The organism is Paenibacillus humicola (assembly GCF_028826105.1).
GTDB classification, from domain to species: domain Bacteria; phylum Bacillota; class Bacilli; order Paenibacillales; family Paenibacillaceae; genus Paenibacillus_Z; species Paenibacillus_Z humicola.
This window is the reverse complement of record NZ_JAQGPL010000001.1, coordinates 15,001-37,775: the sequence shown is the minus strand read 5'-3', so window position 1 is coordinate 37,775 and position 22,775 is coordinate 15,001. Positions and strand designations below refer to the sequence as shown.

Below are 22,775 nucleotides of genomic sequence, written 5' to 3'. Positions count from 1 at the left end.
GAATCCTCCTTGGACAAATAGATTTCCATATATTCATACCCATTCCGCCGCGACCTTAAACGAATTCCGTTCCGTTCCCCAAGCTCCTCGCGCGCTGCACGTCAGATTCCCGGCTTCGCGTTTTCCTTCTTCGCTTTGGCCCGGGCGCGGATTTTATCCGCGTAGCCTTCCTTGTTCGTTTGGCGTTCGCGCGCGATCGCCAGATCGCCGGACGGAACGTCGTGCGTAATCGTAGAGCCGGCCACGACATAGGCCCCGTCGCCGATTTTTACCGGTGCGATCAAGTTTACGTTGCTTCCGATAAACGCGCGATCCCCAATTTCCGTCAGCGATTTGTTAAAGCCGTCGTAGTTGGCCGTAATCGCACCGCAGCCGATATTGACGTCCTTGCCGACGACCGCGTCGCCGACATAGCTGAGGTGGGACACTTTGGAACCGTCGCCGAGGCTGGCGTTTTTGATTTCGACGAAATCGCCGACCTTGCAGTCCCGTCCGATCTTTGTTCCGGGGCGCAGGTAGGCGTATGGACCGACCGAGGTCTGATCTCCGATAACCGCTCCGTCCGCGACCGAATGCTTGACGGTAACGCCGCTGCCGATCGCCGAACCGGAAATGTCCGCATTCGGACCGATCGTGCAGTCTTCGCCGATCGTCGTCGCGCCGCGCAGCGTCGTGCCGGGATAAATCACCGAATCCGGACCGATTATCACGTCCGCTTCAATATAAGTGGAGGCCGGGTCGATTACCGTAACCCCGTTCAGCTGATGGCGGCGCACGATGCGGGCGCGCATCAGCTGCTCCGCTTCGGCCAGCCCGACCCGGTCGTTGACGCCGACGCCTTCGGCATAATCATCGGCGATGTGCGCCTCCACCGTTTCGCCCAAACTGTGCAAAATTTCCAGGACGTCCGTCAAATAATATTCGCCCTGCGCATTGTGATTCGTTACCTTGGACAAGGCTGCGAACAGCTTCCGGTTGTCAAAGCAGTACATGCCGGTGTTAATTTCCGTAACGGCCGCCTGCTCCGGCGTACAGTCCTTCTGCTCGACGATCCGCAGCACGCGGCCGTCTTCGCCGCGAATGATCCGGCCGAGCCCCTGCGGGTTCGGCACGACGGCCGTCAGCACCGTCGCCGCCGCGCCGGCGGCTTCGTGCTTCGCCAGCAGATCCTTGATCGTATTCGCCGTCACGAGCGGCGTATCCCCGTACAAAATAACGGTTGTCCCTTCTTCTTCGCCAAGCAGCGGCTGCGCCTGCAGCACCGCATGTCCGGTACCGAGCTGCTGCTCCTGAAGAACAAATTCCGCATCGCCTCCGACGTAAGCCTGCACCGCCTCGGCGCCGTGGCCGACAACGACGACCGTACGCCGGCAGTCCGCCTCCTTCACCGTCTGCAGCACATGGCCGACCATCGGCCTGCCGCAAACCGGATGGAGCACTTTGTATAATTTCGATTTCATCCGCTTGCCTTGTCCGGCCGCGAGTATAATTGCCATCACGTTCACCATAAGTCCCTCCTGGCCCAAGCGCAATCTTCGTTAAGTCTTACCTGAATATAGCGTATAACGGGGTAAAAGAAAAGAGAGCCTTGCCGGCTCTCTTCATCTTCCACAACCCGGAAATCGGTTACATTCCGGTTGTTGGACGTCCATCCATTACGTCATTACGCTCCTTCTTCAATAACTTCTTCCTCCGTCGCCGCACGTTCGTACTCAGCGAGTACGGCAGCCTGGATCTTCTCACGGGTTGTCGAAGAAATCGGATGAGCGATATCGCGGAATTCTCCATCCGGAGTCCGCTTGCTCGGCATGGCCACGAACATCCCATTGTTGCCGTCGATTACACGAATATCGTGAACGACAAATTCATTGTCAATGGTGATGGAAGCGATCGCTTTCATGCGCCCTTCGGAATTTACACGGCGGAGTCTGACATCGGTAATTTGCACTTGTGTTCACCACCTTTGCCTATCGAAGACTTGGTGTATAATTCCACACATCCGTGCAAAATCCTTCATGATTTTGGAAAATTAATGCTGACTTTTAAATTATTTTTTTCCAACAAAAGTTATTCGATGCGATTCGACTTATATCGAGACAATCAGTTCAATTTCGACAAGAACGTCCTTCGGCAGGCGCGCCACTTCGACGGTGGAACGTGCCGGCTTATGGTCGCCGAAATAAGAAGCGTAAATGGTGTTGACCGCACCGAACTGATTCATGTCTTTAATGAATACGGTCGCCTTCACGACATCGGCGAACGTCGCGCCCGCCTCCGCCAAAACGGCTTCCAAGTTGCGGAAAACCTGATGCGTCTGCTCCTCGATTCCGCCTTCGATCAACTCGCCGCTTACAGTCAGCGGAATTTGTCCGGACGTAAACAGCAGATTGCCCAGCTTAACGGCTTGGGAATACGGGCCGATCGCAGCCGGCGCCTTCGTTGTAGAAATCGTTTGCGGTTGTTGTTTCATCGTTCCATTCTCCTTCAAGTTGTGATAGGCGAGCTTGCAGGCCTGACAGGAGCCTCCCTGCAGCCTCAATAAATGAACCGGTCATCAAGCCTCGAAAAAATTGCCGGGCACGACGGTCGTATGCTTCGTCTTCAGATCGACGGCCGTCAGCTTGGCGAGCGAAACGTAATCTTCCAGCAGCCGCTCCTCCGTGCCGAGCTCGCCCGACTCGACGAATACGCCGACGCCCGCCACCATGGCGTTAAATTCGTGCAGCAAATCCATCATGCCCTGTACGGTGCCGCCCGCTTTCATGAAATCGTCGATAATGAGCACGCGCGACTGCTCTTTGAGCGCGCGGCGCGCCAGGGACATCGTCTGAATGCGCTTGTTCGAGCCCGATACGTAATTGATGCTGACCGCCGAGCCTTCCGTCACTTTGTTGTCGCGGCGGACGATAACGACCGGCAGGTTCATACAGGCGGCGGTCGCATAGGCCAGCGGAATGCCTTTCGTTTCCACCGTCATGATGACGTCGATCTCCGCGCCTGCAAACGCCGTCGCGAACATGCGGCCGACATCGGACAGCAGGGTCGGCTGGCCGAGCATGTCGGTCATATACAAATAGCCGCCGGGCAGCACCCGCTCCGGCTGCTCCAACTGGCGGCATACGTGATGGATGATCGTCAATGCCTCCGAACGATTCATTTTCGGCGTATATTTGACTCCGCCTGCCGCGCCTGCCAGCGTATGCAGCTCGCCGATCCCTTCCTCCTCGAACACTTCTTTGATGATGGCGAGATCTTCGCTGATGGACGACTTGGCGGATTGATATCGGTCTGCGAAAGCTGTGAGCGAAATTAACGTATGGGGGCGGTTTAACAGGTACTGCGTCATTTCGACTAACCTGGCGCTGCGTTTCAACTTCTTCAAGGCATACTCCCCCCGCTTAAATCCGAATATTATATTGACAATATATCATTTTTATACGGATTTAATCAAGAAGAAGGTTCATTTCATGTCAGCATTCTTACCACATACACTTCCTTGCAAAAACCGCGGAGCCCGTTATAAATGCGGGACACCTTCGCTTCCTTGCCCACAAGCCCGAAAACGGTAGGCCCGCTGCCGGACATCAGCACCCCGTCCGCGCCGAGCCGGCGCATAATGTCCTTCAGCTGCATCACTTCCGGATACATCGGCAGCGTGACCGACTCGAGCACATTGCCGAGATGGCTGCAAATGCCGGAAAACGAACCTTCCTCAATCGCAGCCCGCATGCCGGAGAGGGACGGATGGCGCTTCAGCTCCGACGCCCGGAGCTTGCCGTATACGTCCGCCGTCGAGACGTTGATCGGCGGTTTAGCGAGCACGACCCAGCACTGCGGCGGACTTGCGATCCGCTCCAGCTTCTCGCCGCGCCCGCGCGCAATGGCCGTCCCGCCGGTCACGCAGTATGGGACGTCCGAGCCGAGCTCCGCGCCGAGCCGACACAGCTCGTCCTCGGAAATATCGAGACCCCAGAGCCGGTTCAATCCGCGGAGCGTAGCGGCCGCGTCGCTGCTGCCGCCGGCCAGACCGGCCGCGACCGGGATATTTTTGTCCAGATGGATGTAGACGCCTTTGCGGACGTCGCACCGCTCCTTGATCAGCTTGGCCGCCTGAAAGGCGAGGTTTTTCTCGTCGAGCGGAATATATCCGGCCTGGCTTGAAATAATAATGGTGTCCCGCGGAAGCTCTTCCATTTCCAGACGGTCGGCCAGATCGACCATCGTCATCACCATTTCGACCTCATGGAACCCGTCTTCGCGTTTGCGCAAAACGTCGAGCAGGAGATTGATTTTTGCCGGCGCTTTTTCGTATACTTTCATGCGTTGTCTCTCACCCGTCCGTTTACGATGAACTCATGTACCTGCTATTTTAACAAATGCCGCCAAAAAAAGCGAAGAAGCCCTGTGAACGACATTCCGATGCCGTCAACGAGGGCTATCTTCGCTTTTGCTTGCATTTCAGGCCGTATGCCGCCCTATGCAGCCGGGCGTGCTACTGCTGCAGCTCCGCCGGTCGGGAAGCCGCCGCCGGCCGCATATATGCCGGCGTCTGTCCGTATGCGCCCGCCCCCGTATAAGGCGGCTGCGCGGCGAATCCGGCCGGTTCTGAAGCCGGATTCGCCCTTGCCGCCGCTGCGGGAGCGGGGAACGGCGGCCGCTGTGCAGCGGTCTGATGCTGCGCAGGGGCCAGCTGGAACGCCGGCGCTGCAAATCCCGGCTGCGGCCGGAACGTCCCTTGGCCGGCAGACCGCGCGGCCGTGAAAGTGGAAGCGGCGGCTAGCGGCTGAATCGGTTCGTAGGCTCCGCCGCCGTAAATGCCGGCCGCTTGACCCGTTCGCAGCCGGGCAGGCGGCTGCACTGCCATTTGAGGCTGTGGCTGCTGGGCGTGCGGCTGCACTGCCGTCTGAGGCTGCAGCTGCTGGGCGTGCGGCTGCACTGCCGTCTGAGGCTGCAGCTGCTGGGCGTGCGGCTGCACTGCCGTCTGGGGCTGCGGTTGCTGGGCGTGCTGCTTCGCCGCCGCCTGCTCGGCGAGCTGGATCGCGCGCTTCACCATGTTGCCCGCGTCCTTCGCCTTGATACCGCCCCAGCCTTCTTTTTGAATCGTATCGTAAAAGCCGAGATCCTTTGCCAATTCGTTCTTCAGCTGCTCGCTCATGATGCTTCTGCGTTGTCTGCGGCCCACAATGAAACCCTCCTTGTCCTTCGCTTCGATTTTACCGTTAGTATGCGTGAAAACGGCTGTCTCATGCGCGACGGACCGCGGGCCGGGGAGCATCCCTGCGGAAAACAAAAAAGAACGGGAAAACCGCACCCGTTCTTGATACCCTGCGACTAACATTTGTTTTAATGCAAATACGTAATGCGAACCTGGCCGTCATCCCTGTCCACGGTCACTTCGACCGACTCGGTCAAAATATCCGCGTAGCTGTAGGAGACACGCTTAAACGCATGCTGCTCCTGATCCAGTTTGACAATGAAAACAGAAGGGTAGGTTTCTTCCAATACACCGGTGCGCTCAATAGTCTTTCGGCGACCACCGTTTGCCCGAAGACGAATCTTGGAGCCGACATGGGCTTCCAAACTGCGTTTGATTTCCAACAGCGCATTTTTTGCCATTGCCCACTACCACCTCTTTCCTTGTCCATTATAACGGAAAAGAGGTCGTTTGTCAAAAAAATATAATTATAACAGTGGACCAAATGGATTGTCAATAAAGAAAAACCTAATTTTTCTTGCAGCATACATAAATGACCGGAAATGAGGCATATTATATAGTTGCCTTCACGCTGCTGAGCGATTTCGGCTTCGGCAGACCGACACGGTATTTGCCCAGCGTTTCGACGCCGCCTACACCGTCGATGCCGCTGATGGTGCCGTTTATGACATCGGCGAGATTGATCGTCTCTCGAATGGAGGTATAGCTGGCCTTAATCGCCACGTAAACGGGATCCAGCGCATGAATAAGCACCCTCCCCGGAGAGCTGGCGAAGTTGGCGCCGGATTGCAGCAGCGCCTCGTAGTGCGACTGGCAGGCGCCGGCCACTACGATCAGCCCGTCGCGGCTTTTCTCAAAATCGCGGGCGACGCGCACCGCATTGACGAAATTTTGCGAGTTCTTGTAGCTTCCCAGGTTGTAGATGCTGCTCTGCTCGCGATTTTTCAGCACGCCGTCATGGCCCGTGATGACGACGATATCCGGCTTGAGCTGCGGCAGCAGCCGGAAGACGGTCTCGGCCATCTGCGACTCGTGCACGTGGAGACCGTAAGCCGGAACCCGAAGCTGGGTGTACAGCTGCATGCTTTTTTTCAAATAATTCGGATCTCCGTCCAGATGCAGCACTTTGCCCGGCACCTCGAAATACGGCTGGCTTTCGCTGAGTTCCCTGCGAAGCTCGCTTTCGTTATGCTGCACCTGCTTGTCGCGCTGCTCCTGAATGCGGCGCATCGATTCGTTCACTTTGATGCGAACCTTCGCAGCCGCTCCCGTATATTCGGGGTCGCGCACGACCGACAGATCGGGAAGCGGCGCATCCGCAAGCAGCCGGTAGTCCGTACCTTTCAGAACAGCTCGTTGTTGATTCAATGTCGCGATACGAAACAGCACGTCCCCGCCATACGATTTGCGGACGACCAGGTCCCCTTGCTTCATGGGCAAATCACCTCTTCGTCTATCCTATGGGCGGACAGGGGCGATGGTGCGCTTCCCAATATGAAAAAGAGCGGCCGCTTGGGGCCGCTCTTCGTCATGGTGCCGCTTCGACTTAACCCTGCTGCTGCGGCCAGAGGAGCCTTACGGCTTCGGCGGCAGCCCCGCTTCGATCAGCGCGCGGCTGAGCGCGGCGAATTCGTGCAGCGTCAGCGTCTCGCCCCGGCGCGACGGCTCGATGCCGCAGCCCTCCAGCAGCGGCGCTACAAGCCCGCGGCGGTCTTTGCCGACGAATGCCGTCAAATTGTTGGCAATCGTTTTGCGCCGCTGGGCGAAGCAGGCTTGCACGGTCCGGAAAAAATGCTCCTCGTCCGTCACGTCCGCCGCCGGCTTGTCCCGCAGCGTCAGCTTGATGACCGCCGAATCGACGTTCGGCTGCGGAATGAAGACGGTATGCGGCACGATACATACGAGCTCGGGCACGCAGTAATATTGGACGGCCACGCTTAGGCTGCCGTATTCTTTGCCGCCCGGCTTTGCCGCCATCCGCTCGGCCACTTCCTTCTGAATCATGACGACGATATGCTCGAGCGGCAGCTTCTCTTCGAGCAGCTTCATCAGGATCGGCGTCGTGACATAATAGGGCAGATTGGCGACGACGCTGACGCCCTGCAGGCCGCCGAATTCCCGCGCGATCAGCGCGCCGAGATCGAGCTTCAGCACGTCACCGTGCTCGATGCTTACGTTCGGCGTATCCGCCAGCGTATCCCGCAGGATCGGGATGAGCCGATCGTCGATTTCAACGGCGGCCACTTTACCCGCGGCCAGCGCGAGCTGCTGCGTCAGCGCGCCGATACCGGGGCCGATCTCGAGCGCGCCCTTCGTTTGATCCAGCTCGGCGGCCGCTACGATTTTGCGCAAAATATTTTGGTCGACCAGAAAGTTCTGGCCGAGGCTTTTCTTAAAGGTGAAGCCGTGCTTCGCGATCAGATCGCGCGTCCGTCTGGGCGTGGCGATGTCCTGTACCGCCCTGTCTTCCGCCAGTACGGGCCTGCCGCCGCTCTGCCGCCGGGGCGTCCGTTCGTCGTTCATTCGTCCTCCAATTCCCGTTCCATTCGCTGGAGCGCCGCCGCAAATTCGGCCTTGGTGATGCGGAACATCGTGCACCGCTTGAAAAACTGTTTCCCGTTCGCGTAGCCGATACCGAGCAGATTGCCCATGCGCAGCCGCCTGTCCGACGCTTCGGAATGCACAACCAGCCCGGCCTGCATAAGATCGTCCCACGAAATTTCCGGCGCGGACAGGCTTTCCGATTCCGGCACCTCGGTCCTCACGCTCGACAGCGCGCGCCGTATCGCTTCCGGCGATGCGTTCTCGACGCCGATATCGCCTTTATACAGGGCTTCCTCCTGCGGGAGAAACGCATGCTTGCAGCCGGGCACCCGCTGCGCGACGATTTTGCGGATCCGTTCTCCGGCATGGTCCGGATCGGTGAAAATAATGACGCCCCGGCGCTGCCTGGCAAGCGCCACCCGCCGCAGCACGTCTTCTCCAACGGCGGAGCCGCCCGTCTCAATCGTCTCGGCCTCCACCGCCCGCTTGATCGCGACGGTGTCGTCCTTCCCTTCGACGACAATGATTTCGTTGATCATAAGATAAGCCGATCATTCCCTTCAGACAAACTGCAAAAAGAAGAGGCAAGCGCCTCTTCTTATCATGGCATATTTCGATTCGAATTACGAATATGAATAAATCACAACCGGTTCGCTATACGGCTTCCGGTTTTTTCGGACCGATGACATACACGGTGTAGCCCCGTTTCCGGCCGAATTTGTTGGCATACGATTCGTTCTCAAAGTAGACGTCGATCTTACTGCCTTTGATCGCGCTGCCCGTATCCTCCGCACGCCGGAAGCCGATGCCTTCGATATAGACCCACCAGCCGAGCGGAATAACATCCGGGTCGACGGCGATCGTGCGCCCTTCCTCAACGTGCGTCCCCGAAGCCGTAACCCCGTACAGCGGGTGCGACTCGCTCTTGCCGGTTGAGGCTGCGTCTGCGGTATAGGCGGTCAGCGTCACGTTTCGTAACACTTTCTTAGCATTAACCGTTATGCCCCGCTTCGTCAGCGTCTGAACGCTCGGTGATCTGGCCGAGAGCACGGTAACTTTGGGCTCCGGCTTTTTCGTGCCGACCGCGACGATCTGATCCTTCTTGTCGGTCTGCATCAGCTTCGCCACCATCGACTGGGACACGAGCACGCCGTCCGCGAAAATGTTTTCATATCGCTTCACAACGGTGCCTTTTTTACCGGTTCTGACGACCTTTTGACTGCCCTTTTCAAGCTTCGGATCTTCCTTCTTGATGACGCTGAAAGGCAGCGTATACCGGTTCTCGGAATATTTCTTGTCGATCCGGGTCACCCGAACCGCCATATTCGGCTTCACTGAGGTCTCGGGAGCAGGGAACACCTTATCCTGAGGCCGTACCAACAAATGAGCTTCCTCGATCGCTCCCTGTACCGTTCTTTCTGTCGTGTACAACGTTCTAACCTTGCCGTCGGCCTTCACGACGACCGGAACCGCTTTATCGATGACGACCCTGTCCCCGTCCTTTACTTCCGCATTCAGCGGCATGGACACTTTGTCATGCGGTCCAATCGTGATGGCTTGTTCATCCAGTAGGCGTTGCAGGACCCGCTCCTTGGTGGAGACCAGGCTCTCGCGTCCATTCACTACTACGGAGACGTGCTTGTCAGCAGAAGCCGTTCCGTACAACAACACCAGAAACATGAAAGTCATAGCGATTGAGATCAGAGCGCTTAGCACAATTAAACGCACGTTCTCATGCTTCCATCGCAATGCGAAAGACATGCTGGATGATCGTTTACCATGGGTGTCCTTAAACGGGAATACGCCCACTTCTTCGGTCCTCCTTACATAGCCCCGCCGTCGAGTGTTACGCATGATACATTTGACGCGACTATAATGATTTGCGTGCAGACACGCTCTTCGGGTTTCCCCAAAGCTCACCTCCATGATAAAACCCTATGTCATCGGGTAAAGCAATATTAACCAAAAAATAAAGAAGCCCCGAATGACAGAGGATCTGTTTCGTGGCTTCCGCAATGAAATCGGACCATGGATTGGCTGCACGAGGTTGATCTCTCTTTGAACGCTTGCGAGGTTAGCTGTCGGGTTCGGGCGAGAGAGCCGCCCTATTCGCCTGTGCCCGGCGCACCGGTGCGCCTGCCTGCGAAATTCACCCCTAGAAGAATTCGATGCTTCAGTACGGTCCGCGTAAGGGCCTTCCTTCTGCAGCATGTGGTTCCCCCGCTCTCCGCTTCCGGAGATTAAGCGATAATGGTTTGAAATCCGTTTTTCAGTTTCAAAACTTTCTGAAAAGAATCATACCGTCTTTTGCTTCGCATTGTAAAGAAGCGATTAAGGACGATTTTAACGAATTTACAGGAAAATAAGACGGTATACGCGCAATATCTTCCGTCAAAATCAGTTTTTTCGCTTGAAAAGTCCCGAATCCTTGCGATATAAGCTTGATTCATTCAATTCCATAACATTTTTTGGCATTTTCCGTTGTGATTTTTGAAATTTCTTCCAGTGTTTTCCCTGTTATTTCCGCTGCCGTCTCGGCTACCAGACGAACGAATGCGGACTCGTTTCGTTTTCCGCGATGGGGGTGCGGAGCCAAATATGGCGCATCCGTTTCGATCAGCAGCCTGTCCAAAGGGACGCGGGCCAGCACTTCTTTCGGCACGCGGGCGTTCTTGAACGTAACCGGTCCGCCGAAGGAAATATAGAAATTCATCTCCATGCACTTTTTCGCCGTCTCCCAGCTGCCGGAAAAGCAGTGCATGATGCCCCCTACTTCGCTTGCTTTTTCTTCCTGCAGCAGCCGGACGATATCTTCGTGAGCGTCGCGGTTATGAATGACGATCGGCTTTTTTTTCTGCCTGGCCAACCGGATCTGTTCGCGGAAAACGCGGTGCTGAACCTCTTTAGGAGACGTATCCCAATGATAATCCAGGCCCGTTTCGCCGATTGCCACCACCTTCGGATGATCGCACAGCGATGCGATCCATTCCAAATCCTCCGGCTTCATGTCGATGCTGTCGACGGGATGCCAGCCGACAGCTGCATAAATAAAATCGTACTGCTCGGCAAGCGCGATCGTGGATGGAATCGTTTCGCGGTTAAAGCCGATATTGACCAGCATATGGACGCCGGCTGCCCGCGCTCTTTCGATCATTTCCGCGCGGTCGTCGTCGAACTTATGCGAATCCAGGTGAGTATGCGTGTCGATTAATAGCGGCTGCATCATCCTATTCCCCTTTCTATAAGAAACCGAAAAATGCACGAATATGCGGACGAAACAAATGCGCTGATTCACGCACCGTTTCCTCAGGGTAATAGATATGGTATTTGCCCTGATGAAGGCCCGTGATAGAACGAACGATTTCGGAACGCTCGGAGATTTCGGACAGACGGCCCTCTCCGTCAAGGAGCAGAATGGGCGGTTTTTCGTCCTTTTCCGTAAGCGATCGCGCTCCCGGACGATATACATCATAAGGCATATCGTAGGGAAAGTCGATTTCCAGGTCGTATTCGGGGTCCAGGCCGGCGGCAATAAACTCGCTTCGAATTTCTTCCCAAAGCCCGTCGTCCGCGTCTTCCATCGCAATGTACTTGTACAGCCTGCGGTGAAGGAACCGGCGGCACAGCGCCGAGAGCCGCGGGTCCGGCTCGCTTGTCCACTGCATAAAGACGGACTGCACCAGCGCCTCGTCGAGCGCCAGGTAGCTGTCAACGCCCAGCGTGCCATCCAGCAGCCGTCTAAGCGGATCCAATATGAAACGAAAGGGATAGTCACCCCCATATAATTCGCTCGCTCTGCGAAATATTTGCCGAAGTATGATCTCGGAGCTCCGCGTCACCGGATGGAAATAGACCTGCCAATACATTTGGTAGCGCGACATGAGATAATCTTCAACGGCATGCATGCCGCTCTCTTTGACAACAATTCGCCCTTGATAGGGGCGAAGCACGCGGAGAATCCGGTCCAGGTCGAATGTGCCGTAGTTTACGCCGGTAAAATAAGCGTCCCGCAGCAGATAATCCATTCGGTCGGCATCCATTTGGCTCGATACGAGACTGATCACAATGGGGCGGTCGTACGTTTTGCGGATGACGCCGGCTACATGCTCTGGAAGCGATGGATCATATTCGCGCAGCACGCGGTTGATCTCGGTATTTTCCAGCAAGATGCGGCATGTCCACGCCTCATGGCTCGTGTCGAATATCTGCTCGATCGAGTGGGAAAAAGGACCGTGTCCGACATCGTGGAGGAGCGCTGCGCAGAGCGCGATCAGCTTTTCTTCCCGGGGCCAGTCCGGGTAAGCGCTCCGTTCGAATTGAGAGATGATTTTTCGCGTAATTTCATAGACGCCCAGCGAATGCGAGAAGCGGCTGTGCTCCGCGCCATGGAACGTCAAATACGACGTGCCGAGCTGCCGGATCCGCCGAAGCCGCTGAAATTCCTGCGTATTGATCAGTTTCCAGATTAAATTTTCCTGCACATAGATATATTTATGGACGGGATCTTTAAATACTTTCTCTTCCGCAAGCGGCGGATGCCTAAGATTCATGCTCTTCCCTCCGATTCGACAATAGGACACCATTTCGACAATATTAGTCGAATATATGTCGAAAAATGTCGCAAATGGATTTCCAAATGTCTATTCCCTATTACAGCCCCCATTGAACAATAATCCCCCTAAACAATGGTCTGAAGGGCAAAGTGCCCAATATTTCCGGTTAAAATGTGGTTGACTATTATGGGAAACGTTGGTACTATAGATACAAGAAAAGATAGAATTTTGTCGAACACTGGCGAATTACCACCTGAGAGGAGAAAATAGGTTCATGATGAAATCCACTGGTATCGTTCGTAAAGTTGATGAACTCGGCCGTGTCGTAATCCCGATCGAACTGCGCCGCACGCTTGGTATCGGCGAGAAAGACGCGCTTGAAATTTATGTAGACGGCGAACGGATCATGCTCAAGAAATATGAACCGGCCTGCATCTTTTGCGGCAATGCCGAAAATGTCACTTACTTCAAAGGAAAAATCGTCTGCAACGTTTGTTTGAGCGAAATGCCTTCCCCGATTACAAAATAAGAGACAAAAATGAAATTATAGGTTATAATACATTTACCGAACTTGTTAATTCTAACCTTTTTTATACTCCTTACTGCCTTCCTGAGCCAGAACCCGCTTAGGAAGGTCCTTTTTTATTTTCGCATCAATTCGTTGTAGACTTCACGCTTCGGAAGACCCCGGTCCTGTGCCGCTTTCCTGATCGCTTCCTTGCGGTCGCCCGTCTCCGCTTCGTAACGCTGCACGTGCTCGGCGACGCTGATCTCCTTCCACCAGCGGGCTTCGTCTTGACGTTCTGCCCGTTCCTCCTCGCCTGCGCCGTCGACCACCAGACAATATTCCCCGAGCGGCGGATGCTCGCTCAGCCATGTTAGACATTCGGAAATCGTCCCGCGAACCGCTTCTTCATGCCGCTTGGTCAGCTCCCGAATCATGGCGGCTCGCCTGTCGCCCCAAAGCTCGAGCATGACGTTTAAGGTCTTCGCGATGCGGTGCGGCGATTCGTAGACAATGACGGTCCCTTCCTGCATGCGCAGCCGCTGCAGCCATTCATGAAGCGGTTTCCGTTCGCGCGGTGGAAAGCCGGCAAAAACGAACCGGTCCGTTGAAAGCCCGGACATGATGAGGGCGGACAAGGCGGCATTGGCTCCCGGAACCGGCACGACCGGAATGTCCCTCTCGACCGCGGCCGCCACCAAATCAGCCCCCGGATCGGATATCGCCGGAAGCCCCGCATCGCTGACGAGCGCGATTTGATGCCCTTCCTCCATAAGCCGGATCAGCTCCGCGCCGCTCGCCTCTTTATTATGCTCGTGATAACTGACCAGCCGCGTCCCGATTTCAAAATGGGTCAGCAGCTTCCGGGTTTGCCGGGTATCCTCTGCCGCAATCAGATCGGCTTCCTTCAGCGTCCGGATGGCGCGAAAGGTCATATCCTCCAAATTGCCGATCGGCGTGCCGACCAGATACAGCATCCCCTGCCGCCGCGCTTCGGCGTTCCCCGATTCAAAGCTTCGCTGCACCTTCATCCTGGTCCCCCCTTGCGTCCCGGTCGTTGTTCCCGTAATAAATCCGTAAAATCTCTTCATGATAATGTCTTTCTTCATTATAAACAATCAAAGGCGGCAGCAGCTTGACGTCGGGTTTCGCGTCCCTGATCGCTTCGATCAGCACCATATTCGCTTCCGCATCAACATAGGGATGAACGAAACGGATCCGTTTGGGCTCGAGCTTCCATTTACGCAGCGTATCCACGATTTCCACGAATCGGGACGGTTTATGAACGAGCGATACGCGTCCGCCCGTTCTGACGAGCCTTGCGCATGCTTGTATAATTTCATCCAATGTGCCGTTCAATTCATGTCTCGCCGTCGCGACATACGGATTTTCATTCGGCTCGCCCGTACCTGCCGGTATGTAAGGCGGATTGACCGTAACGGCATCATATATACCGTACCCGCATTGGAGATGAAACAAACGCAAATCCCCTTCAAAGATCTGGATCCGGTTCTCCAGCCTATTCATCCTTACGCTGCGGCGCGCCATGTCCGCGAGCTTCGGCTGAATTTCGACACCGTCAATCGGCGCCTTCGTCCTCGTCGTCAGGATGAGCGGAATGACCCCGTTGCCGGTACACAAGTCAAGCACGCGTCCCCGGGGCGGAACGCCGGCGAACCGGGCCAGAAGGACGGCATCCATGGAGAAGCTGAACACTTCCCGGCTTTGAATAATATGAAGACGGCGGGTTAAGAGATCGTCCACTCGTTCATTCGGTTCAATCGTAACGTCGTTCGACACGGCATCGCTTCTCCTCATTATTCCACTTGGATGTCAATACGTAATAAAAACAAGACCCGGAATGTGCCCAGGCCTTGTCGCACTCAATCTTTATTCAGAAAGGACAGGCAGAACAAGCAGTCGCCTTCGGTCCTTAAATGTCCGTAATACAAGTTGCAAATATGAAAGCCTTCATAATACAGCCTGGCCAGATTGTCGTAGCCTTCCCCGACAGCCAGCTGGTCGACGGATGCCGGCATTCGGGCCGAAAAAGCGTCCGGAGACGCTGCCGCTGCCGTTTCACCCAAATCCTCCTCGATGGTCTCGAAGGCGGTCTCACGCTTAAACAGCTTGCGAAGCTGCTGATTTTCAATACTGAGCCGTTTATTTTCTTCCAGCAGCTCCTTGACCCGCTGTTTCAGCTCGCCGAGATCGGCATGCAGGGTTCCCATGTGGGTTTCAAGCTCGTCCATTTGGATAAAAATATCTTTCTTGTTCAAGGTTCTCCCACCCCAAAGACTGATCGGCTTCGGACGATCGGATTTGCCAAGGGTTTGGCTTTATTTGACGACGACGTCCTCGAGCGCCAGTTCCTTCGGCTTCCCGCCGTCGAACAGCTGGACAAATACGGTTTTGGTGCCGGCGTTCAAGCCGGTGACTTTGCCTTCCCCGAAGGAAGTGATGACGATCTTGCCGACGCCCGGCAGCTCTTCCCTCGTGCTTTCATAATTATCGTGCTCATATTTGAGACAGCACATCAGCCTTCCGCATAAACCGGAAATTTTTGTCGGATTCAGCGACAGGTTCTGATCCTTCGCCATCTTGATCGAAACCGGCTCGAAATCTCCCAGCCAGGACGAACAGCAGAGCACGCGGCCGCACGGTCCGATGCCGCCGAGCATTTTCGCTTCGTCCCGTACGCCGATCTGACGCAGCTCGATCCGAGTACGGAATACGCTGGCCAGGTCTTTGACAAGCTCCCGGAAATCGACCCGCCCCTCGGCCGTGAAATAAAAGATAATTTTATTTCGGTCGAACGTGAACTCCACGTCGACAAGCTTCATTTTAAGCTGATGATCTTTAATTTTCTCGATACAGGTGGCAAACGCATTACGCGCCGCCGATTTATTCTCTTCGACGACCTTTGCGTCCTGGTCGCCGGCAATCCGAATCACTTTTTTGAGCGGCAGGACAACATCCGATTCACCGACTTGCTTCTGCCCGACAACGACCTTCCCGTATTCGACGCCTCTGGCCGTTTCGACAATGACATGCTGATCCTTGCCGACCGGAAAATCGACCGGATCGAAATAGTAGATCTTGCCCGCTTTCTTAAAGCGCACGCCTACGACGTTGTACAATCACTCACCCCTCCTGTATGCGGATGAACAGCTGCTCGAATGCAAGCTGCGGCGATACGTGCGCGCGAATTCGTTTCCCTGTTTCCAGCGTATGCTCGATGCACCGCACCCAGCCGTCCGCCGAACGTTCGAACGCGTGCTTGCCGACCCATTCGAGCTGATCGCGGAACACGATCGCATCCTGTCTGCCTGCTTGAAAATGAATCATATCTTTATACCATAAGACGAGTAGGGAAAGCAGCAGCTGCGGCTGTTCCCCTAGATCCGTTTTGAATATGTGCTGCTGGGCGGACATCATCGCCGCGGTGAATCGGGTTAGACTGTCCTTGCCTAATTGTATCACTACGTTTCTTGTTTCTGCAAACCCATTCTGCTGGATGATTTCCCGGCAGGCATCAAGTCCGTTGGCCAAATGAACGGCCGCGGATGCAAGCAGCGGAGGTGCACCTTCGTCGACTAGCGTTTGCAGCATCTGCTGCGGTGCGAGCGGCGTAAAAGGGATCCACTGGGTTCGGGAACGGATGGTGGGCAGCACCGCCTGTACGTTTTCCGCCAGGAGAATGGCGACGACGGGCGTTTGGGGCTCTTCCAGAAACTTCAGCAGGCTGTTCGCCGCCTGAAGCGTCATCGATTCGGTTTTGGTCACGATATAGATTTTGCGTTCGGAACCGGTATTACGGTAAGCAAGCTCTCGCTGAAGCTCGCGAATTTGCTCGATTTTGATCGAATTGCCGTCCGGCTCCACACGGTGCAGGTCCGGCTGGTTGCCGTGCTCGAATTTGCGGCAGGCCAGACATCGGCCGCAAGCGTCGCCGCCGCCCTCCGTGCAAAAAAGCGCTTTGGCGAACGCTTCCGCCATCTTCATCCGTCCGCTCCCTGCCGGCCCGCTGAATAAGTAAGCATGCGACACTTTTCCCGTACGGAGTGCATGCTGCAGGATCCGTTTCGCTTTCGGCTGCCCGGCAATCTGCGCAATGCTCATGATGCTTCGTTCCTTTCTTTAAAAAAACAAATTAATAAGCAAGCCGCGGATATCCCCGATTTTTTGCAGCAGCTCAAGCCGTCCCTCTTCGCTTTGCAGCAGCTCATCGCCCATCGCCAGCAGCGAAGCATCAATTTCCTCCAGCAGCTTGTACTTTTTGACCCGGCCGCGGCGGTCGAAACCCCGCGTTTCTTTGGTTCCGACGCCGCGTTTAACCGTATCCTCGAGAAAATGCTTGACCATTCGGCGATAGAGATTCAGCTCCCGCACCGTCATCGAGCGCGACAGCCGTTCTCCCTGACGATGGATATCCGCAAGCTTCAGCTGAAGCTCTTCCATCGTGCGCTGTTGATCCTGATTCTGGAGCATATCCGAAAAAAGCTTCGGCTGTGCCGTTTTCGACCCATGATCCGCTAATGCGCGATCCTGCCCGAGCGGTCGCCACCCCGGGTTTATTTTCATTCGTATTCACGTCCAAATTTTAGAAGTGTTCGAAACGTTCGACCGGAACGACGAATACCGCCGCGCCTCCCACCTGGACTTCAACCGGAAACGGAATGTAGGCATCCGTCGTGCTGCCCATCGGTGAGACGGGGGAAACGAGCTGATCACGCACTTTACAGTTAAGGCGGATGACCTGAAGCACTTCATGCACGCGCTCATCCTCGATGCCGACCATGAACGTCGTGTTGCCGGCACGCAGGAACCCGCCCGTACTGGCAAGCTTTGTGGCCCTGAACCCTTCCCGCACGAGCGCATTCGACAAACGGTTGCTGTCCTTGTCCTGCACGATCGCGATCACCAACTTCATCTTAATCCCTCCCAATCGAATTGTAGCGCCGGGTTTCCCTTGTGTACCGCCGCCCGTTAAAACGGAGCTTCAGCGGCAAAACATAAGTAAGGTGCCCTCCCGGCAAAATCCGGTATGACGCCGATTGTCAATGACGCCATACTTTATTTATTTGACATCGACTGCCGATAATCCTCCAAATTTTGCTTCAATAATTTGAAAAGCTTCATTTATCAGCGCTTTTTGCGGTTTTTCCGCATCCAAACGAATAATGCGCTGTGTATCTCGTTCGTACACCATTTGATAGCCTTCCCGTACCCGCTGGTGAAACGTTAATTCCTCCAGGTCTAGCCGGTTGATTTCCCGCTCGTTTGCGCTGTGAATGCGGCGCAGCCCGGCTTCCGGCTCCAGATCGAGCCAAAGCGTCAGCATCGGCATGGCCCCTTCTACGGCAAACCGGTTTACGGCCCATACCTGTTCAATGCCAAGTCCCCGCGCGTACCCTTGATAAGCCAGCGAGCTGTCGACAAACCGGTCGCAAATGACAACCGCGCCTTCTTCCAGAGCGGGAATCACTTTTTGGACCAAATGCTGCCTGCGCGCCGCGGCGTACAGTAGCGCTTCCGTCCTCGCTTCCATAAGCGTATTGGCCGGGTCCAGAATAACCTTGCGAATCTGCTCGGCGATTGGGATGCCGCCCGGCTCGCGCGTCGTGACGACGCGTATGCCCTTTTCACGGAGAAGCTTCGACAAGCCTTCGATCAAGGTCGTTTTCCCGGCTCCTTCGCCGCCTTCCACCGAAATAAAACGTTTTCGATTCGACACCCTGCAAAATCCCTTCGAAGAAAGTTAATAAATTCATCATAACAAAGCGTATTCGACACGTAAACGTTCATCTGATACGCAGGACGGCCAGCGTTTGCAGCGATGGGTCGGCAGTTCCCTGACATTTGGCAGCTAACGACCGCAAAGCTTCGACATAAGAAACCAGCTCCGGCGAAATTTCTTCCCCGGGAAATAAGATTGGAATGCCCGGCGGATACGGAATGACAAGATCAGCCGATATACGTCCGGCTGCCCGGCCAAGTTCGACAGTCTCGATTTCATGCTCGGCGTATTTATTGCGACTCATTCGAATAGGCTCGGAAATACGGCTACCGTTCCATAACAGACTTGCTTTTTCACGTTCAAAAGCCGGTTTCGACGAACCTCTCGATTCCTCGGCTATCTCATTTAACGCTGCAAGTAGTCTTGTCGCATCCTCGTCGCCGGACTCCATGCCGACCACGAGAACGACATGCTCTGCATCGGCCATTTCGGCCCAGCAGCCCTTCCGCTCGAGCGCCGAAAGTATTTCATAACCCGACAATAAGCCTGTTCTGTCCATGAATACGATTCGCAGCGGATCCGTCCGGATCAACCGATCGCACGATTCGACCAGCTTGAAGCGCTCCGAATGTTTAATCGCGTGCCGCAGTCGGTCTGCCGTTTCAATTCCCTTTTCAAACAAAGCCGGCCCGTAATAATCCACCATTGCCCGGGCAATATCGAGCGAAATCATAATCGGATACGACGGGCTGGAGCTTTGTATCATCGATAAAGCCCGTTTGACCGCCTGATGATCTAATCGATTCCCCTGAATATGGAGCATCGCTCCCATGGTAAGTGCCGTCAGCGTCTTATGCGTCGATTGAACGACCGCATCGGCCCCCGCATGTACGGCAGACCTTGGAAAGCGCGGATGCCGGCCGAAATGAGCGCCATGCGCTTCGTCGACCAAAAGCAGTTTATGGCGATTATGGACAAATTCCGCGTATGGTGCCAGATCGACGCAAAATCCGTAATAGGAAGGGTTGGTGAGAAAAACGGCTTTCGCTTCCGGATAACGAGTCAATGCTTCTTCGATGTCCGCTAGCTCCGGCACGACATCCAACTGCGTGGATTCATCTCTGCGGGGAGTAACGAAAACCGTTTGGGCTCCGGCCAAAGCAAGCCCGTTCAGCACTGATTTGTGCACATTGCGCTGTACGATGATGACATCGCCCGGTTCACAGCAGGCGAGCAGCAGCGCAAGATTGCCCGCCGTACTTCCGCCTACGAGAAAATAGGTGCGCTCCGCACCGAAGCTGTCCGCCGCAAGTCGCTGCGCTTCCGCAATCGCACCAGCCGGCGCGTGCAGATCGTCCGTATCCGACAGCTCTGTTACATCAATCGACATGGCCGCATGCATTGCGGACCAAACGCGCGGCAGATCGGACGCCAATTTTTGAATGGACTGCGCAAACTTATGTCCGGGTACGTGAAAGCTGACCGGCTTGGAGTCCGCGTGATGAGTTACTGCTGCCGCTAGCGGTATTTGCCACCGATTCCCTTTGGTATTCATCTGCCTTACTCCCTCATGAATAAGCGGTTTGTCTTCCTTTCATCATACCCGACAAACGGCATAAACGCGAATGGAGACAGGCGAGTGGAGACAAATAAACCTCATTTTCTCGACGGTTTCAATTCGAGCGAATGAGGTTGGATTGCTGCTGGGATTCAGGCATTTTTTCGAAGCCATATTCGTTTGAGCTGATGGATAAAAAAAGGATATTTGGCATCCTGCACTTCCGTTTTCACCATTTCAATTTCGCATGATTCGCAAATAAATTCATTGACAATGCGAATGCCTTCCGATCGTTCATTGCCGCAAATAATACAAAAATTAGACGGGTTTTCCTCAATCATTGATTCTTCACCTCACAGGCACAAATTAATCCATTGCTATTATTATGGCACATAGACTAGCAGCATATACATTTTCATAGCCTATTTCAAATAGTAATTTATTTTATGTTGGAGGAGCCCAAAAGGTGCCTTCAGAATAAGAGTTCATTTTCCGATACTTGTTTTAGCTGAAACGAAAGGGCTTGATGTACGCATGCGGGGCACGCTCGCCGAGCAGATGGAAGCGACGATCTACCAATATCAGCTCATCCGAAAAATCAACATCCGCAGCGAGCTAAAATGGAGCCACAGCATTTCGCTGCTGATCTTGCTTGCTTATGAGCTTGTCAGTTACGGAATCAAAGGAGTGATTCCTTTTCTGGTCGGATTATGCGGTGTGCTGCTTTTGCAGATCGGAATTATTCGTCTTACGTTATGGAGGCTAAATGAAACCACAGGGCAGCGCTGGGGCTGGCGGCTGCAGCTGCCGTGGGCCGGCTATATCCCGACTGCGCCGATCGAACTGGCGCTGCTCCGGCGGCTTGACCGGCATTTGCTGGGGCTGGGTATTTGCACGACCGGTCTTATTTACCCATGGGCCGCAGAATCACTCTTCATGAGCTTCCTCATCTGGCATCTATGGTTCATTACCCCGCGCATTGTCATTCTTCACATGCTTCGAAAGGAAAAACGTAGTGGAGTCGTCATGCTTCATGGTAAGGAAGTGAGTTATTACCACCGTTGACCGGTGTTGACCGGTATTGAGAAGAGACGAAAACAAAAAAACCGACTCGCATTTAGCGAATCGGTTTCGTGCTGCTTGGCGACGTCCTACTCTCCCAGGACCCTGCGGTCCAAGTACCATCGGCGCTGGAGGGCTTAACGGTCGTGTTCGGGATGGGTACGCGTGGTTCCCCTCCGCCATCGCCACCAAACGGGGTGTTGAACTCGGTTCGAGCTTGCGCTCAATCCGTCCAACTGTTTCAGGGCGTTACACCCTGAAAACTGGATACGAACATCCGATCAATTCTTTAGCTGGTCTTCCGAAGCGGCGTTCACGTGTCCGTGAACACCGATAGGATAAGCCCTCGACCGATTAGTATTCGTCAGCTGCACACGTTGCCGCGCTTCCACCTCGAACCTATCAACCTGGTCGTCTTCCAGGGGTCTTACATACTGGGAAATCTCATCTTGAGGGGGGCTTCACGCTTAGATGCTTTCAGCGCTTATCCCGTCCGTACTTGGCTACCCAGCGGTGCTCCTGGCGGAACAACTGGTACACCAGCGGTACGTCCATCCCGGTCCTCTCGTACTAAGGACAGCTCCTCTCAAATTTCCTGCGCCCGCGACAGATAGGGACCGAACTGTCTCACGACGTTCTGAACCCAGCTCGCGTACCGCTTTAATGGGCGAACAGCCCAACCCTTGGGACCTACTTCAGCCCCAGGATGCGATGAGCCGACATCGAGGTGCCAAACCTCCCCGTCGATGTGGACTCTTGGGGGAGATAAGCCTGTTATCCCCAGGGTAGCTTTTATCCGTTGAGCGATGGCCCTTCCATGCGGTACCACCGGATCACTAAGCCCGACTTTCGTCCCTGCTCGACTTGTCGGTCTCGCAGTCAAGCTCCCTTCTGCCTTTACACGCTTCGAATGATTTCCAACCATTCTGAGGGAACCTTTGGGCGCCTCCGTTACGCTTTAGGAGGCGACCGCCCCAGTCAAACTGCCCGCCTGACACGGTCCCTCTACCCGTTTCAGGGTAGCAGGTTAGAACTCCGATACGATCAGGGTGGTATCCCAACGGCGCCTCCACCGAAGCTGGCGCTCCGGCTTCTTAGGCTCCCACCTATCCTGTACAGATCGTACCAAAGTCCAATATCAAGCTGCAGTAAAGCTCCATGGGGTCTTTCCGTCTTGTCGCGGGTAACCTGCATCTTCACAGGTATTAAAATTTCACCGGATCTCTCGTTGAGACAGCGCCCAAGTCGTTACGCCATTCGTGCGGGTCAGAATTTACCTGACAAGGAATTTCGCTACCTTAGGACCGTTATAGTTACGGCCGCCGTTTACTGGGGCTTCGGTTCACAGCTTCGCCTTGCGGCTTACCGCTCCCCTTAACCTTCCAGCACCGGGCAGGCGTCAGCCCGTATACTTCGCCTTACGGCTTCGCACAGACCTGTGTTTTTGCTAAACAGTCGCTTGGGCCTTTTCACTGCGGCCCCCTCGGGCTATTCACCCTACCGAGGCACCCCTTCTCCCGAAGTTACGGGGTCATGTTGCCGAGTTCCTTAACGAGAGTTCTTCCGCGCGCCTTAGCATACTCTGCTCGCCTACCTGT

The 22,775-nt window shown here is 55.0% G+C and carries 24 protein-coding genes, 2 rRNA genes, 1 pseudogene and 1 riboswitch (1 of these 28 running past the window's edge); of the genes and pseudogenes, 2 read left to right on the top strand and 25 right to left on the bottom strand.

Annotated features, from left to right (window positions below; all coding sequences use genetic code 11):
* Window positions 1–101: 101 nt before the first annotated feature.
* The 13 genes and pseudogenes from glmU to PD282_RS00130 form a co-directional block, all read right to left on the bottom strand.
* On the bottom strand, window positions 102–1,505 hold the full coding sequence (gene glmU / locus PD282_RS00190; RefSeq protein WP_274648406.1) for a bifunctional UDP-N-acetylglucosamine diphosphorylase/glucosamine-1-phosphate N-acetyltransferase GlmU: 1,404 nt from the start codon (window positions 1,503–1,505) through the stop codon (window positions 102–104).
* Window positions 1,506–1,663: 158 nt separating this feature from the next.
* The gene (spoVG, locus tag PD282_RS00185) at window positions 1,664–1,948 is read right to left on the bottom strand and encodes a septation regulator SpoVG (protein ID WP_018759486.1); all 285 of its coding nucleotides are present in this window, start codon (window positions 1,946–1,948) and stop codon (window positions 1,664–1,666) included.
* A gap of 138 nt (window positions 1,949–2,086) precedes the next feature.
* Window positions 2,087–2,470 carry a RidA family protein gene (locus PD282_RS00180; protein WP_274648405.1) on the bottom strand — a complete coding sequence of 128 codons (384 nt, stop codon included), beginning with the start codon at window positions 2,468–2,470 and terminating at the stop codon, window positions 2,087–2,089.
* A gap of 84 nt (window positions 2,471–2,554) precedes the next feature.
* Entirely contained in the window at window positions 2,555–3,382 is an 828-nt protein-coding gene (gene purR, locus PD282_RS00175) for a pur operon repressor (RefSeq protein ID WP_274648404.1), read from the bottom strand.
* A gap of 83 nt (window positions 3,383–3,465) precedes the next feature.
* Window positions 3,466–4,320 carry a 4-(cytidine 5'-diphospho)-2-C-methyl-D-erythritol kinase gene (gene ispE, locus PD282_RS00170; protein ID WP_274648403.1) on the bottom strand — a complete coding sequence of 285 codons (855 nt, stop codon included), beginning with the start codon at window positions 4,318–4,320 and terminating at the stop codon, window positions 3,466–3,468.
* Between the two features lie 685 nt (window positions 4,321–5,005).
* Window positions 5,006–5,155, bottom strand: a pseudogene (locus PD282_RS00165) (small, acid-soluble spore protein, alpha/beta type); the annotation flags it as partial.
* A gap of 188 nt (window positions 5,156–5,343) precedes the next feature.
* Window positions 5,344–5,616 (bottom strand): biofilm formation stimulator Veg, encoded by a 273-nt coding sequence (veg, locus tag PD282_RS00160; RefSeq protein ID WP_274648402.1) that lies wholly within the window; start codon window positions 5,614–5,616, stop codon window positions 5,344–5,346.
* A gap of 151 nt (window positions 5,617–5,767) precedes the next feature.
* Entirely contained in the window at window positions 5,768–6,649 is an 882-nt protein-coding gene (gene yabG / locus PD282_RS00155) for a sporulation peptidase YabG (protein WP_274648401.1), read from the bottom strand.
* A gap of 141 nt (window positions 6,650–6,790) precedes the next feature.
* Window positions 6,791–7,738 (bottom strand): 16S rRNA (adenine(1518)-N(6)/adenine(1519)-N(6))-dimethyltransferase RsmA, encoded by a 948-nt coding sequence (gene rsmA, locus PD282_RS00150; protein WP_274648400.1) that lies wholly within the window; start codon window positions 7,736–7,738, stop codon window positions 6,791–6,793.
* Window positions 7,735–8,298 carry a ribonuclease M5 gene (rnmV, locus tag PD282_RS00145; protein ID WP_274648399.1) on the bottom strand — a complete coding sequence of 188 codons (564 nt, stop codon included), beginning with the start codon at window positions 8,296–8,298 and terminating at the stop codon, window positions 7,735–7,737. The genes rsmA and rnmV overlap by 4 nt, the downstream gene beginning before the upstream one ends.
* A gap of 115 nt (window positions 8,299–8,413) precedes the next feature.
* Window positions 8,414–9,487, bottom strand: a complete 1,074-nt coding sequence (locus PD282_RS00140) for a ubiquitin-like domain-containing protein (RefSeq protein WP_420832259.1) — start codon at window positions 9,485–9,487, stop codon at window positions 8,414–8,416.
* 319 nt (window positions 9,488–9,806) lie between these two features.
* Window positions 9,807–10,016, bottom strand: a riboswitch (cyclic di-AMP (ydaO/yuaA leader).
* A 189-nt stretch (window positions 10,017–10,205) separates the two neighbouring features.
* Window positions 10,206–10,982, bottom strand: coding sequence for a TatD family hydrolase (locus tag PD282_RS00135; protein ID WP_274648397.1), 777 nt, complete (start codon window positions 10,980–10,982; stop codon window positions 10,206–10,208).
* 16 nt (window positions 10,983–10,998) lie between these two features.
* Window positions 10,999–12,309: an HD domain-containing protein gene (locus tag PD282_RS00130; protein ID WP_274648396.1), complete on the bottom strand. Its 1,311-nt coding sequence runs from the start codon at window positions 12,307–12,309 to the stop codon at window positions 10,999–11,001.
* A gap of 277 nt (window positions 12,310–12,586) precedes the next feature.
* On the opposite strand from PD282_RS00130, the gene PD282_RS00125 reads away from it, so the two are divergent.
* Window positions 12,587–12,841 (top strand): AbrB/MazE/SpoVT family DNA-binding domain-containing protein, encoded by a 255-nt coding sequence (locus tag PD282_RS00125; protein WP_274648395.1) that lies wholly within the window; start codon window positions 12,587–12,589, stop codon window positions 12,839–12,841.
* A gap of 113 nt (window positions 12,842–12,954) precedes the next feature.
* On the opposite strand, the gene rsmI is transcribed toward PD282_RS00125, so the two are convergent.
* The 10 genes from rsmI to PD282_RS00075 form a co-directional block, all read right to left on the bottom strand.
* A complete protein-coding gene (rsmI, locus tag PD282_RS00120; RefSeq protein ID WP_274648394.1) occupies window positions 12,955–13,848 on the bottom strand; it encodes a 16S rRNA (cytidine(1402)-2'-O)-methyltransferase in 894 nt (297 codons plus the stop codon).
* Window positions 13,826–14,635 carry a tRNA1(Val) (adenine(37)-N6)-methyltransferase gene (locus PD282_RS00115; protein ID WP_420832258.1) on the bottom strand — a complete coding sequence of 270 codons (810 nt, stop codon included), beginning with the start codon at window positions 14,633–14,635 and terminating at the stop codon, window positions 13,826–13,828. The genes rsmI and PD282_RS00115 overlap by 23 nt, the downstream gene beginning before the upstream one ends.
* Before the next feature lie 65 nt (window positions 14,636–14,700).
* On the bottom strand, window positions 14,701–15,069 hold the full coding sequence (locus PD282_RS00110; RefSeq protein ID WP_420832334.1) for an initiation-control protein YabA: 369 nt from the start codon (window positions 15,067–15,069) through the stop codon (window positions 14,701–14,703).
* An 87-nt stretch (window positions 15,070–15,156) separates the two neighbouring features.
* On the bottom strand, window positions 15,157–15,957 hold the full coding sequence (locus PD282_RS00105) for a PSP1 domain-containing protein (protein WP_274648391.1): 801 nt from the start codon (window positions 15,955–15,957) through the stop codon (window positions 15,157–15,159).
* Window positions 15,958–15,961: 4 nt separating this feature from the next.
* Window positions 15,962–16,939, bottom strand: coding sequence for a DNA polymerase III subunit delta' (gene holB / locus PD282_RS00100; protein ID WP_274648390.1), 978 nt, complete (start codon window positions 16,937–16,939; stop codon window positions 15,962–15,964).
* Window positions 16,940–16,957: 18 nt separating this feature from the next.
* Complete coding sequence (locus PD282_RS00095) at window positions 16,958–17,401, bottom strand: YaaR family protein (protein WP_274648389.1); 444 nt, start codon at window positions 17,399–17,401, stop codon at window positions 16,958–16,960.
* Window positions 17,402–17,420: 19 nt separating this feature from the next.
* The gene (locus PD282_RS00090; protein WP_274648388.1) at window positions 17,421–17,750 is read right to left on the bottom strand and encodes a cyclic-di-AMP receptor; all 330 of its coding nucleotides are present in this window, start codon (window positions 17,748–17,750) and stop codon (window positions 17,421–17,423) included.
* A gap of 147 nt (window positions 17,751–17,897) precedes the next feature.
* The gene (gene tmk / locus PD282_RS00085; protein WP_274648387.1) at window positions 17,898–18,554 is read right to left on the bottom strand and encodes a dTMP kinase; all 657 of its coding nucleotides are present in this window, start codon (window positions 18,552–18,554) and stop codon (window positions 17,898–17,900) included.
* A gap of 67 nt (window positions 18,555–18,621) precedes the next feature.
* Entirely contained in the window at window positions 18,622–20,112 is a 1,491-nt protein-coding gene (locus PD282_RS00080) for an aminotransferase class I/II-fold pyridoxal phosphate-dependent enzyme (protein ID WP_274648386.1), read from the bottom strand.
* Window positions 20,113–20,267: 155 nt separating this feature from the next.
* Entirely contained in the window at window positions 20,268–20,456 is a 189-nt protein-coding gene (locus tag PD282_RS00075; RefSeq protein ID WP_274648385.1) for a sigma factor G inhibitor Gin, read from the bottom strand.
* 193 nt (window positions 20,457–20,649) lie between these two features.
* Here PD282_RS00075 and PD282_RS00070 point away from each other — a divergent pair, with 193 nt between their 5' ends.
* A complete protein-coding gene (locus PD282_RS00070; protein ID WP_274648384.1) occupies window positions 20,650–21,180 on the top strand; it encodes a transposase in 531 nt (176 codons plus the stop codon).
* 73 nt (window positions 21,181–21,253) lie between these two features.
* Here the strand turns inward: PD282_RS00070 and rrf are convergent.
* Together rrf and PD282_RS00060 are read right to left on the bottom strand one after the other, a co-directional pair.
* Window positions 21,254–21,370: ribosomal RNA gene (rrf, locus tag PD282_RS00065) — 5S ribosomal RNA — on the bottom strand.
* A 141-nt stretch (window positions 21,371–21,511) separates the two neighbouring features.
* A 23S ribosomal RNA gene (locus PD282_RS00060) occupies window positions 21,512–22,775 on the bottom strand (it continues 1,673 nt past the right edge of the window).

Coding starts and splice junctions, on each gene's coding strand:
- PD282_RS00180 (WP_274648405.1), bottom strand. CDS start 2,470: ATGAAACAACAACCGCAAACGATTTCTACAACGAAGGCGCCGGCTGCG.
- ispE (WP_274648403.1), bottom strand. CDS start 4,320: ATGAAAGTATACGAAAAAGCGCCGGCAAAAATCAATCTCCTGCTCGAC.
- veg (WP_274648402.1), bottom strand. CDS start 5,616: ATGGCAAAAAATGCGCTGTTGGAAATCAAACGCAGTTTGGAAGCCCAT.
- yabG (WP_274648401.1), bottom strand. CDS start 6,649: ATGAAGCAAGGGGACCTGGTCGTCCGCAAATCGTATGGCGGGGACGTG.
- rsmA (WP_274648400.1), bottom strand. CDS start 7,738: ATGAACGACGAACGGACGCCCCGGCGGCAGAGCGGCGGCAGGCCCGTA.
- rnmV (WP_274648399.1), bottom strand. CDS start 8,298: ATGATCAACGAAATCATTGTCGTCGAAGGGAAGGACGACACCGTCGCG.
- PD282_RS00135 (WP_274648397.1), bottom strand. CDS start 10,982: ATGCAGCCGCTATTAATCGACACGCATACTCACCTGGATTCGCATAAG.
- PD282_RS00130 (WP_274648396.1), bottom strand. CDS start 12,309: ATGAATCTTAGGCATCCGCCGCTTGCGGAAGAGAAAGTATTTAAAGAT.
- PD282_RS00125 (WP_274648395.1), top strand. CDS start 12,587: ATGATGAAATCCACTGGTATCGTTCGTAAAGTTGATGAACTCGGCCGT.
- rsmI (WP_274648394.1), bottom strand. CDS start 13,848: ATGAAGGTGCAGCGAAGCTTTGAATCGGGGAACGCCGAAGCGCGGCGG.
- PD282_RS00115 (WP_420832258.1), bottom strand. CDS start 14,635: ATGAGGAGAAGCGATGCCGTGTCGAACGACGTTACGATTGAACCGAAT.
- PD282_RS00110 (WP_420832334.1), bottom strand. CDS start 15,069: ATGGACGAGCTTGAAACCCACATGGGAACCCTGCATGCCGATCTCGGC.
- holB (WP_274648390.1), bottom strand. CDS start 16,939: ATGAGCATTGCGCAGATTGCCGGGCAGCCGAAAGCGAAACGGATCCTG.
- PD282_RS00095 (WP_274648389.1), bottom strand. CDS start 17,401: ATGAAAATAAACCCGGGGTGGCGACCGCTCGGGCAGGATCGCGCATTA.
- PD282_RS00090 (WP_274648388.1), bottom strand. CDS start 17,750: ATGAAGTTGGTGATCGCGATCGTGCAGGACAAGGACAGCAACCGTTTG.
- PD282_RS00080 (WP_274648386.1), bottom strand. CDS start 20,112: ATGAATACCAAAGGGAATCGGTGGCAAATACCGCTAGCGGCAGCAGTA.
- PD282_RS00075 (WP_274648385.1), bottom strand. CDS start 20,456: ATGATTGAGGAAAACCCGTCTAATTTTTGTATTATTTGCGGCAATGAA.
- PD282_RS00070 (WP_274648384.1), top strand. CDS start 20,650: ATGCGGGGCACGCTCGCCGAGCAGATGGAAGCGACGATCTACCAATAT.